This window comes from Deltaproteobacteria bacterium, from assembly GCA_019308925.1.
Classification (GTDB): Bacteria; Desulfobacterota; B13-G15; order B13-G15; family RBG-16-54-18; genus JAFDHG01.
Genome location: JAFDHG010000021.1, coordinates 18,593 through 29,071, shown reverse-complemented (window position 1 = coordinate 29,071; position 10,479 = coordinate 18,593). Strand labels below are relative to the sequence as shown.

The following is a 10,479-nucleotide window of genomic DNA, read 5'->3' as shown; positions in this document are numbered from 1 at the left end:
GTCTCCATTTTATCTCAGGCTGAAGTCTTTCGCTCATCCGCATCTCGATAACCAAAATGCGAACCCGAAGGGTTCGAGCGAAGCGTTATTTTGGTTATCTTAAAATAACCGAACCGAGGTTCGTTTATCCCTTACTTTGGGAGACCCTAATTTACCCTCCACTAGACAGTCTACTTCTTTCCGTCCAACATCCCGTTCAAATAGCGTCCAATCCTCTCTTCATTTTCCACAATTTCTCCAAATTGTCAAATTATTTTGGTTTTTTAAAAAGGCAGTAAGGGTCTCTTTCATTGACTTTTTGCGTTGATTATTTTATAAATTAAATGTACAGTATAGCTCTTTTTTTAGAGGGAAGCTTTGTACAGCCACATAGACAAATTCATCGACTACATGGACTTGGAGAGGGGGGCATCGCCCCATACCTGCCGGGCCTATCGAAAGGACCTGGAGCTGTTTGCGGTCTTTCTGGGTGGAAAGGGCCTCCCTTCTGATGTTACCAAAATAGACTACCTGGCGATCCGCCTCTACCTGGGATACCTCTATCAGGAACAGGGGATAAAGCGGAGCTCGGTGGTGCGGAAACTAGCCACCTTGAGGACATTCTTCAGGTATTTGAAGAGAGAGGGGATCGTCGGGAAGAACCCCGCAAAGATGGTAACAACCCCAAAGGGTGGAAAGGACCTCCCCCATGCCCTCTCTGTAGACGAGATCTTCCGGCTCTTAGATACCCCTGATGCGATCAGTCCCTTGGGGCTCAGGGATCGGGCCATCCTGGAACTCCTCTACTCCAGTGGAATCAGGGTGGGGGAACTCATCTCCCTCAACCTGGAGCACCTGGACCTGGGAAGAGGAATGGTGAGGGTGATGGGAAAGGGGGGCAAGGAGAGGATGGTACCCATCGGCTCCAAGGCCGCCGAGGCATTGAGGGCATACCTGACGCAGAGGGCTGAGCTTATCGGACAGGAAAAAGGACCCCCCAGACCCCTCTTCCTCAACTACCGAAAGGGGAGGCTCACTGCCCGCAGCGTGGCCAGGATGATCAAGAAATATCTGCTCAAGGGGGGGGTATGGAAGGAGACCACCCCTCATACGTTCAGGCATTCCTTTGCCACCCATCTGCTGGATGCCGGAGCCGATCTGCGGGGGATACAGGAGCTCTTGGGGCATGCCAACCTCTCCACCACTCAAAAGTATACCCATGTGAGCTCAGGGAAATTGATGGAGGTATATGATCGCGTCCACCCACGCGCCAGAAAAGGAGTCAAGGATGTTTAAGGGAACCACCATCCTATCCGTGCGGCACAAAGGAAAGGTAGTGATCGCCGGGGATGGACAGGTGACGTTGGAGACCACGGTGATTAAACACCGGTCTCGAAAGGTGCGCAAACTCTATAACGACAATGTCCTGGCAGGTTTCGCTGGGGCTACGGCCGATGCCTTCACGCTCTTTGAGCGTTTCGAGGAAAAGCTGGAGCAGTACAGCGGAAACATCCAGCGGGCGGCCGTGGAGCTGGCCAAGGATTGGAGAACCGACAAGCTGCTCAGGAGGCTGGAGGCCCTGCTGATCGTGGCTGATAGGGATCATTCCCTCATCATCTCCGGCAATGGGGATGTGGTGGAACCTGACGACGGGATCGTGGCCATAGGCTCTGGTGGTCCCTATGCCCAGGCAGCGGCCAGGGCCCTTTGCCTCCATTCAAATCTGGATGCCAGGGACATCGCTCAAGAGGCGATGCGGATAACCTCTAAGATATGTATTTACACAAACAACCAGATAACAATCGAAGAGCTTTAAAGGAAGAAGGGACAAAGATGGAGCAGCCCTTAACCCCCAAAGAGATCGTGGCCGAACTGGATAAGTACATCATCGGACAAGATGAGGCGAAGAGGTGCGTGGCCATCGCCTTACGAAACCGCTGGCGGCGTCAGCAGGTCCCGAAGGAGCTGCGGGATGAGATCGCCCCGAAAAACATCATCATGATGGGCCCCACAGGGGTAGGCAAGACCGAGATCTCCCGCCGTCTGGCCAAACTCTCCCAGGCCCCCTTTTTAAAGATCGAGGCCTCCAAGTTTACAGAAGTGGGGTATGTGGGACGAGACGTGGAGTCGATGATCAGGGATTTGACGGAGCTGGCCGTCAACATGGTGAGGAGGGAAGAGGAGGAGAGGATACAGGACAAGGCCCGGGAGATGGCCGAGGAGAGGGTCCTGGATCTCCTTCTGCCCCCTTCCCCCAAGAATGCCTCGCCTGCGCTCTCCCTGCCTGGAGCCGTCGAGACCACCGAAGAGCAGTTAGAGGTGGATCACACCCAAAAGACCAGGGAACGATTAAGGGTGCTGCTGCAGGAGGGGAAGCTGGACGAGCGTCTGGTGGAGGTAGAAGTAACCGATAGGGCCCTGCCCGTAGTGGAGATCCTCTCAACAGCGGGCATGGAGGAGATGGACATAAACATCAAGGATATGCTCTCTGGTCTCTTTCCAAAGAAGACCAAGAAGAGGAAGCTCAAGATACCCGAGGCCCTGGATATCCTTGCCGAGGAGGAGGCCCAAAAACTCATCGACATGGACAAGGTAATCAAGCTAGCCATCCAGCGGGTGGAGCAATCGGGAATCATCTTCCTGGATGAGCTCGACAAGATTGCTAGCCGTGAAACGACCTATGGACCTGATGTCTCCCGTGAGGGGGTGCAGAGGGATATTCTTCCCATTGTAGAGGGTACCACGGTGATGACCAAGTACGGGATGGTGCAAACCGACCATATCCTCTTCATCGCTGCCGGTGCCTTTTATGTAGCCAAGCCCTCCGACCTCATCCCCGAGCTCCAAGGTCGCTTCCCCATCAGGGTGGAGCTGGACTCCCTGGGAAAGGAGGAGTTTATCAGGATCTTGACTGAACCCCAAAACGCCCTCATCACCCAATATGTGGAGTTGATGAGGACCGAGAACGTCAAATTGTCGTTCGCCAAGGAGGCCATCGAGGAGATCGCCCAGATCACCGCCCTTATCAACGAAAGGACAGAGAATATCGGGGCTAGGAGGATGTATACCATCATGGAGAAACTCCTGGATGAGGTCTCCTTTAACGCCCCCGAGCTGAGCAGCCAAGAGATGGTCATCGATGCCGACTATGTGAAAAAGAAGCTCGAAGAATTTGTCCAGGATGAGGACTTAAGCAGGTATATCTTGTGATGCAGAGGCTTATCGAAAAGGCCCAGGTGCTGATCGAGGCCCTCCCTTACATCAGGAAGTTCTACCAAAAGACTATGGTGATCAAGTATGGGGGGGCGGCCATGGCTGACGAGGACCTCAAAGAGGGCTTTGCCATGGATATCGTCCTGATGAAGTACGTCGGCCTAAACCCGGTGGTGGTCCATGGCGGCGGTCCCCAAATCGGCCAGGTCCTCCAAAAGATGGGCAAGGACTCCACCTTTGTGCGAGGCCTGAGGGTCACCGACAAAGAGACGATGGATGTGGTGGAGATGGTCCTGGTGGGGAAGGTGAACAAGGATATAGTGGGCCTCATCAACCGTTGTGGGGGAAAGGCGGTGGGGCTCAGCGGAAAGGACGGCGGTCTCATCCAGGCGAAAAAACTCTTCCTCCCCCTACAGGGACAGGGCGAAACCCCCTCGGAGATCGTCGATCTGGGGATGGTGGGAGAGGTGGAGGGGATCAACTCTGATGTCATCAAGACCCTGGACAACAGTAACTTCATCCCTGTCATCGCCCCCGTGGGGGTTGGAAGGAATGGGAAGACTTACAACATCAACGCCGATCTAGTGGCTGGGAAATTGGCAGCCGCCCTGCGGGCGGAAAAACTGATCCTCCTTACCGATGTACCGGGGGTACTGAACAAGGAGGGGGATCTGATACCGAGTCTGAAGGTTGAAGAGGCAAAGGAACTCATCTCACGAGGGGTCATCTCCGAGGGGATGATCCCCAAGATCAACTGCTGCCTGGAGGCCTTAGCAGGAGGTGTTGCCAAGGCCCATATCATCGATGGAAGGGTAAAACATGCCCTCATCTTAGAAACCTTCACCGACACAGGTGTTGGAACGGAGATATGGGCAGAGGGGAGCGCGGATTGAAAGGAGAGGAGTTGATCCAAGAGGAGACAAATTTTTTGCTCAACACATACGCCCGACACCCCATTTTCCTGGTGAGGGGGCAGGGGGCAAAGGTATGGGATAGCAACGGGAGGGAATACCTCGACTTTGTGGGGGGGATAGCGGTATGCAACCTTGGCCACTGTCATCCCAGGGTGGTCCAGGCCTTGGAGGAACAGGCGAGAAGACTCATCCATTGCTCTAACCTCTACTATATTGGACCACAGCTAGATCTGGCCCAGCGCCTCTGTGAGCACTCCTTTGGGGAGAAGGTCTTCTTCTGCAATAGCGGGGCCGAGGCCAATGAGGCGGCCATCAAGCTGGCGCGAAAGTACACCAAGGAGCAATATGGTGGAAAGAAGTATAAGATCATCACCATGGAGGATTCCTTCCACGGAAGGACCATGGGGGCCTTGAGCGCCACAGGGCAGCAGAAGTTGCATAAAGGGTTTGAGCCACTCCTGCCGGGTTTCAAGTATGTACCCTTTGACGACATAGAGGCCGTAAAAGAAGCCATCGGCCCCCAGACTTGCGCCGTTATGGTGGAGCCCATTCAGGGAGAGGGGGGGGTGAACCTCCCCTCCCCCGACTACTTGAAGGGGTTGAGGGAACTCTGTGATCAAAAAAAGATCTTGTTGATCTACGATGAGGTCCAGGTGGGAATGGGCAGGACAGGCAAACTCTTCGCCTATCAACACTATGATACTCCTCCTCACATCATGACGTTGGCCAAATCCCTGGGCAATGGGGTCCCCATAGGGGCCGTAGTGACCACTGAGGAGGTGGCGCAGGCCTTCTCCCCGGGCAGCCACGCCTCCACCTTTGGCGGGAACCCCATGGCCACCAGGGTGGGCTGCGTCGTCCTCGACACCCTCTTGGGGGATGGTATCCTGGAGAACTGTCAGCAGATGGGGGAATACTTTCTAAGGGGGCTCCTTGCCCTGAAGGAGAGGTACGCATTTATCAAAGACGTCCGGGGCAAGGGCCTCATCATCGGGGTCGAACTGGAGTTCGAGGGGAAGGAGATTGTGGGGCGCTGCTTGGAAAAGGGGTTCCTCATCAACTGCACTATGGACAGGGTCCTGCGCTTTGTCCCCCCCCTCATCATCACCCGCAATGAGATCGACCTCTTGCTTGCAGCCCTAGAGGAGATCTTCTCCGAGCGATGAAAAAAGACCTGCTCAGCATTTATGACCTGACGCCAGTGGAGATCGAGGCCATCCTCCAAAAGGCCAAAGAGTTGAAGGGGATATACCTGCAGGGCAAATATTACTGTCCCCTGGCGGGGAAGACCCTCGCCATGATCTTCGAGAAACCATCCACCAGGACCAGGGTATCCTTCGAGGTGGGGATGTATCAATTAGGGGGACACGCCCTCTTCTTGAACCCCCAGGATACCCAGTTGGGTCGGGGGGAAACTATTGCAGATACGGCCCAGGTCTTGTCCAGATATGCGGACGGGATCATGATCAGGACCTTCGCACAAGAGCGGGTCCAAGAGATGGCCCGCTTCGCCTCAGTGCCGGTGATCAATGGCCTGAGCGACCTCCTGCACCCCTGCCAAATCCTGAGCGACATCTTCACCATCTGGGAAAAGCGGGGCCAGTACCGTGGATTGAAGGTGGCCTATGTGGGGGATGGGAACAATGTGGCCAATTCCTGGATAAATGGGGCATTACGGCTCGGCTTCGATCTCTGGCTCGCCTGTCCCCCGGGGTATCAACCCCATCAGGAGATCCTCTCCAGGGCCATGAGGGAAGCCTCATCCAAGATCGTCATCACCCATGATCCGAAAGAGGCTGTGAAGGGCTCCCACGTGATCAACACCGATGCTTGGGCCAGTATGGGCCAGGAGGGCGAGCGCCAGGAGAGGATGAGAGCCTTTCAGGACTATCAGATAAACTCAGACCTCATTCGATGGGCCAGAGAGGATGTACTGGTAATGCACTGCCTGCCTGCCCATCGTGGGGAGGAGATCACCGATGAGGTAATGGATGGACCTCATTCTATCATCTTTGATCAGGCGGAAAATCGCCTCCATGTCCAAAAGGCCATCTTGACCCTATTGATGGGAGAAAAAAGGAAAGATGGGAAAAGGCGTTAAAAAAATAGTATTGGCCTATTCTGGGGGGTTAGACACCTCGGTAATCTTGAAGTGGCTGCAAGAACAATACGAATGTGAGGTGATCGCCTTCTGTGCCGACATCGGCCAGGGGAAAGAGGTGGACCAGGTACGTCAGAAGGCATTGGCCACCGGGGCGAGTAATGTATATGTCGAAGACCTCAGGGAGGAGTTCGTCCGGGATTTCGTCTTTCCCGCTATCAAGGCCAACGCCATCTACGAGGCTGGGTACCTGCTGGGGACCTCCATCGCCCGCCCCCTCATCGCCAAGGGTCAGATGGAGGTGGTCCGCAGGGAGGGGGCCGATGCCGTGGCCCATGGGGCCACGGGTAAAGGAAACGATCAGGTGAGGTTCGAACTCACCTACTACTACTTTGACCCCCACATAAAGGTCATCGCCCCCTGGCGGGAGTGGGGGTTCCGCTCCCGAGAGGCCCTTATCCGCTATGCCCAAAGCCGGGACATCCCCGTACCCGTTACCCACCAGAGACCTTACAGCACCGATAGAAATCTGTTGCACATCAGCTTTGAGGGGGGTATCCTGGAGGACCCTTGGCTGGAACCAGATGAGGAGATGTTTGTGCTCACCAGCTCTCTGCAGCAGGCGCCGGACCAGCCCCATTATTGCGAGATAGACTTTGAGGATGGGGTCCCTGTCCGCATAGATGCGGAAACCCATTCACCTGCCCAACTGCTGGTGCGGCTCAACAAATTAGGGGGTACCCATGGAATTGGCAGGGTGGACATCGTGGAGAACAGGTATGTGGGGATGAAGTCCAGGGGGGTATATGAAACACCTGGGGGAACCATCCTCCACATCGCCCACCGGGCCCTGGAGTCCATCACCATGGATCGGGAGGTGATGCGCCTGCGCGACTCCCTTATACCCAAGATAGCGGAGCTCATCTACTACGGCTATTGGTACTCACCAGAGACGGACCTGCTGATGAAGGTGGTTGACGAGACGCAACATGATGTCACGGGGACCGTCAGGCTGAAGCTCTACAAGGGAAACTGTATGGTGGTCGGACGGAAATCGGACAAGTCCCTCTATCACAGCGGTTTTGCCACCTTCGAGGAGGACGAGGTCTACCAACAAAGGGACGCCGAAGGTTTTATCAAACTCAACGCCCTCAGACTCAGGATAAGGAGGATGTTGGGAAGATGAAAGAGAGGTACAACCCCTATCAGATCGAGGAGAAGTGGCAGAGATATTGGGAACAGGAAAGGCTCTTCCGGGCCCTAGAGGACTCGGGCAGGGAGAAATATTATCTCCTAGAGATGTTCCCCTATCCCTCTGGCAAACTCCACATGGGGCACATCCGGAACTACTCCATCGGGGATGTGGTGGCCAGATATAAGATGATGCGAGGATATAATGTATTGCATCCCATGGGCTGGGATGCCTTCGGGATGCCTGCGGAAAACGCCGCCCTAGAAAACAAAATTCACCCCGCCAAGTGGACCTACGACAACATCTCTTACATGAAGTATCAGCTAAAACGGATGGGTTTCAGCTACGACTGGGGGAGGGAATTGGCTACCTGCGATGTGGACTATTATAAATGGGAGCAATGGATATTCATCAAGATGTATGAACGAGGGCTGGCCTACCGGAAAAAGGCCCTGGTAAACTGGTGCAAGGAGTGCCAGACGGTCCTTGCCAATGAGCAAGTGGAGGGGGGTAGGTGCTGGAGGTGCCACGGTGAGGTGGACAAAAAGGAGCTGGAGGGGTGGTTCTTCCGGATCACCGCCTACGCTGAGGAACTGCTGGAGTCTTGCGACAAACTCCCCGGTTGGCCGGAGAGGGTCATCGCCATGCAGAAGAACTGGATTGGTAAAAGCGTAGGCGTGGAGGTCGACTTTCCCCTGGAAGATGGCAAGGGGGCCATTACCGTCTTCACCACCCGTCAGGACACCCTCTGTGGGGCTACCTTCATGGTCCTGGCGCCGGAACACCCCTTGGTCTTGGAACTCTGTAAGGGAAGGCGTGAAGAGGCTGAGGTTCGGACCTTCGTGGAGAGGGTGAAAAGGCAGGACCTGATCACGCGCACCGCCGAGGAGATGGAGAAGGAGGGGGTCTTCCTGGGGACCTACTGCGTAAACCCCCTGACCGGGAGAAGGATGCCCATCTACACCGGCAACTTCGTCCTGATGGAGTATGGTACCGGGGCCATCATGGCAGTGCCCACCCACGACCAGAGGGATTTCGAGTTCGCCAAAAAATACGGGATACCGATAATCGTAGTGATACAGCCCCCAGGCGAAGAGCTCGACCCGGCCACCATGACCGAGGCCTATACGGACGATGGGGTCATGGTCAATTCCGGTCCCTTTGACGGCATGGGCAACCGTCATGCCATGGAGGCCATCGCCGATTATCTGGAGGAGAAGGGGATCGGCAGGAAGGCCGTGAACTACCGCTTGCGGGACTGGGAGATCTCCCGCCAGAGGTATTGGGGTACCCCCATCCCCATCATCTACTGCGATCGCTGTGGCGTCCAGCCTGTCCCCGAAGAGGATCTGCCTGTGGTCCTCCCCATGGATGTGGAATTGAAGGAGAGCGGAAGGTCTCCGCTACCTGATCTGCGCTCCTTTGTCAAGACCACCTGCCCCCGTTGTCAAGGACCGGCCAGGAGGGAAACAGATACCATGGATACATTCGTGGAGTCCTCGTGGTATTTCTCCCGCTACACCTGTCCGGACTATGACCAAGGGCCCCTTGAGGGGAAGAGGCTGGAATATTGGATGCCCGTCGACCAATACATCGGGGGGATAGAACACGCCATCCTCCATCTCCTCTATGCGAGGTTCTTCACCAAGGTGTTGAGGGACATGGGCATCGTTTCCTTCGATGAACCCTTCACCAACCTCCTCACCCAAGGGATGGTGATCAAGGATGGGGCCAAGATGTCCAAATCGAAGGGGAACATCGTGGACCCTGACGATATGATTGAACAATACGGGGCCGACACTACACGCCTGTTCAGCCTCTTTGCCGCCCCACCAGAAAAGGACCTCGACTGGAAAGAGGAGGGTGTGGAGGGGAGCTATCGGTTCCTCCATCGGGTGTGGCGGCTGGTCTATGAGTTGAGGGACAATCTCTTGGACCAGCCCCATCCCAAGGGGAAAGTAGATCTCCCCAGGGATCTCTGGGAGATGCGCCAAAAGGTGCACAAAACCATCAAAAAGGTGACCGAAGATATCGAGAGGTTCCATTTCAACACCGCCATCGCCGCGGTAATGGAGTTGGTAAACCACATCTATCAGACTAAGGATGAAATAGAGGACACCCCATCGGCCAAATCCGTCTGGCAGGAGACCTTGGAATCCCTGGTGTTGCTCCTTTCCCCCTTCGTCCCCCATATCGCGGAGGAGCTCTGGGAGGCCTTGGGAAAGGAGGATAGCGCCAGAAAGGCCCCCTGGCCAGAGTACGACCCAAAGGCCATCGTCGAGGATGAGATCATCATCGTGGTTCAGGTAAACGGCAAGCTCAGGGATCGGCTCCTCGTCCCCCCCTCTGCCGAAGAGGAACAGATCAAAGACACGGCCTTGGCCAGCCCCAAGGTGAGGCGGCATATCGAGGGGAAGGAGGTCAAAAAGACCATCTTCGTCCCCAAAAAGTTGGTCAATATCGTATGCGCATGAAGACCAAGATCGCCCTTTTTTTGAACGTCATCTTGCTCTCCATGGCCCTTGCCTGTGGTTACCACATTATGGGCAGAGGGGGAGGGTTTCCCGGGGGGGTGACCACCCTGGCCATCTCCCCCTTGGAAAATAAGACCCCGGAACCCAACCTCGATACGATCTTTATATCGGCATTGTGCAAGGAGTTTATCTCACGGAGGGAATTGGAGATCGTGAAGGCCCAAAGGGCAGAGGCCGTCTTACAAGGGGCTATCAGATCCCTCACCACCCACTCCCTGGCCTATGACGAGGAGGCACGGGTGAGGGAGCATCGGGTCACCATCACCCTGGATCTGCGCCTGGTCCGCCAGGAAAATGGTGAGATCCTCTGGCGGGGTGATGGTATAAAGCGTTCTGAGGAATATAAGGCCTCCGATGACGTGATGGTCTACGAGGGGAGAAAAAACAGGGCCATCCGTAAGATCGCTGCTGATCTGGCCGAGGAGGTCTATTTCAGGATACAAGAGAGATTTTAAGTTTAGCCATATGAAGAAATGGCTAAACTTCAATGCAAGATGCATATTTCAAAATGCAAAATTATTAAAAATCTCCTTAACTTTGCAATTT

9 protein-coding genes are annotated in these 10,479 nt (G+C 55.1%); all 9 read left to right on the top strand.

Annotated features, from left to right (window positions below):
* The first annotated feature begins 357 nt into the window (after window positions 1–357).
* From xerC to JRI46_04915, 9 genes are read left to right on the top strand one after another with little or no spacing between them, the layout of a single operon-like run.
* Window positions 358–1,275 (top strand): tyrosine recombinase XerC, encoded by a 918-nt coding sequence (gene xerC, locus JRI46_04955; GenBank protein MBW2038934.1) that lies wholly within the window; start codon window positions 358–360, stop codon window positions 1,273–1,275.
* Window positions 1,268–1,795 (top strand): ATP-dependent protease subunit HslV, encoded by a 528-nt coding sequence (gene hslV / locus JRI46_04950; GenBank protein MBW2038933.1) that lies wholly within the window; start codon window positions 1,268–1,270, stop codon window positions 1,793–1,795. The genes xerC and hslV overlap by 8 nt, the downstream gene beginning before the upstream one ends.
* 17 nt (window positions 1,796–1,812) lie before the next feature.
* Window positions 1,813–3,189 (top strand): ATP-dependent protease ATPase subunit HslU, encoded by a 1,377-nt coding sequence (gene hslU, locus JRI46_04945; protein ID MBW2038932.1) that lies wholly within the window; start codon window positions 1,813–1,815, stop codon window positions 3,187–3,189.
* Window positions 3,189–4,085 carry an acetylglutamate kinase gene (gene argB / locus JRI46_04940; protein MBW2038931.1) on the top strand — a complete coding sequence of 299 codons (897 nt, stop codon included), beginning with the start codon at window positions 3,189–3,191 and terminating at the stop codon, window positions 4,083–4,085. The genes hslU and argB overlap by 1 nt, the downstream gene beginning before the upstream one ends.
* Window positions 4,061–5,272 (top strand): aspartate aminotransferase family protein, encoded by a 1,212-nt coding sequence (locus JRI46_04935; protein ID MBW2038930.1) that lies wholly within the window; start codon window positions 4,061–4,063, stop codon window positions 5,270–5,272. The genes argB and JRI46_04935 overlap by 25 nt, the downstream gene beginning before the upstream one ends.
* Window positions 5,269–6,207 (top strand): ornithine carbamoyltransferase, encoded by a 939-nt coding sequence (gene argF / locus JRI46_04930; GenBank protein MBW2038929.1) that lies wholly within the window; start codon window positions 5,269–5,271, stop codon window positions 6,205–6,207. Before JRI46_04935 ends, argF begins: the two co-directional genes overlap by 4 nt.
* Window positions 6,191–7,393, top strand: coding sequence for an argininosuccinate synthase (locus JRI46_04925; GenBank protein ID MBW2038928.1), 1,203 nt, complete (start codon window positions 6,191–6,193; stop codon window positions 7,391–7,393). The genes argF and JRI46_04925 overlap by 17 nt, the downstream gene beginning before the upstream one ends.
* Window positions 7,390–9,873: a leucine--tRNA ligase gene (locus tag JRI46_04920; GenBank protein ID MBW2038927.1), complete on the top strand. Its 2,484-nt coding sequence runs from the start codon at window positions 7,390–7,392 to the stop codon at window positions 9,871–9,873. The genes JRI46_04925 and JRI46_04920 overlap by 4 nt, the downstream gene beginning before the upstream one ends.
* Complete coding sequence (locus tag JRI46_04915; protein MBW2038926.1) at window positions 9,864–10,388, top strand: hypothetical protein; 525 nt, start codon at window positions 9,864–9,866, stop codon at window positions 10,386–10,388. Before JRI46_04920 ends, JRI46_04915 begins: the two co-directional genes overlap by 10 nt.
* The last annotated feature ends 91 nt before the right edge of the window (window positions 10,389–10,479 follow it).

Excerpts from the sequence above, each read along its gene's own strand:
- hslU (MBW2038932.1), top strand. The coding sequence starts at position 1,813 with ATGGAGCAGCCCTTAACCCCCAAAGAGATCGTGGCCGAACTGGATAAG.
- JRI46_04920 (MBW2038927.1), top strand. The coding sequence starts at position 7,390 with ATGAAAGAGAGGTACAACCCCTATCAGATCGAGGAGAAGTGGCAGAGA.
- JRI46_04935 (MBW2038930.1), top strand. The coding sequence starts at position 4,061 with ATGGGCAGAGGGGAGCGCGGATTGAAAGGAGAGGAGTTGATCCAAGAG.
- argF (MBW2038929.1), top strand. The coding sequence starts at position 5,269 with ATGAAAAAAGACCTGCTCAGCATTTATGACCTGACGCCAGTGGAGATC.
- JRI46_04915 (MBW2038926.1), top strand. The coding sequence starts at position 9,864 with ATGCGCATGAAGACCAAGATCGCCCTTTTTTTGAACGTCATCTTGCTC.
- JRI46_04925 (MBW2038928.1), top strand. The coding sequence starts at position 6,191 with ATGGGAAAAGGCGTTAAAAAAATAGTATTGGCCTATTCTGGGGGGTTA.
- hslV (MBW2038933.1), top strand. The coding sequence starts at position 1,268 with ATGTTTAAGGGAACCACCATCCTATCCGTGCGGCACAAAGGAAAGGTA.
- argB (MBW2038931.1), top strand. The coding sequence starts at position 3,189 with ATGCAGAGGCTTATCGAAAAGGCCCAGGTGCTGATCGAGGCCCTCCCT.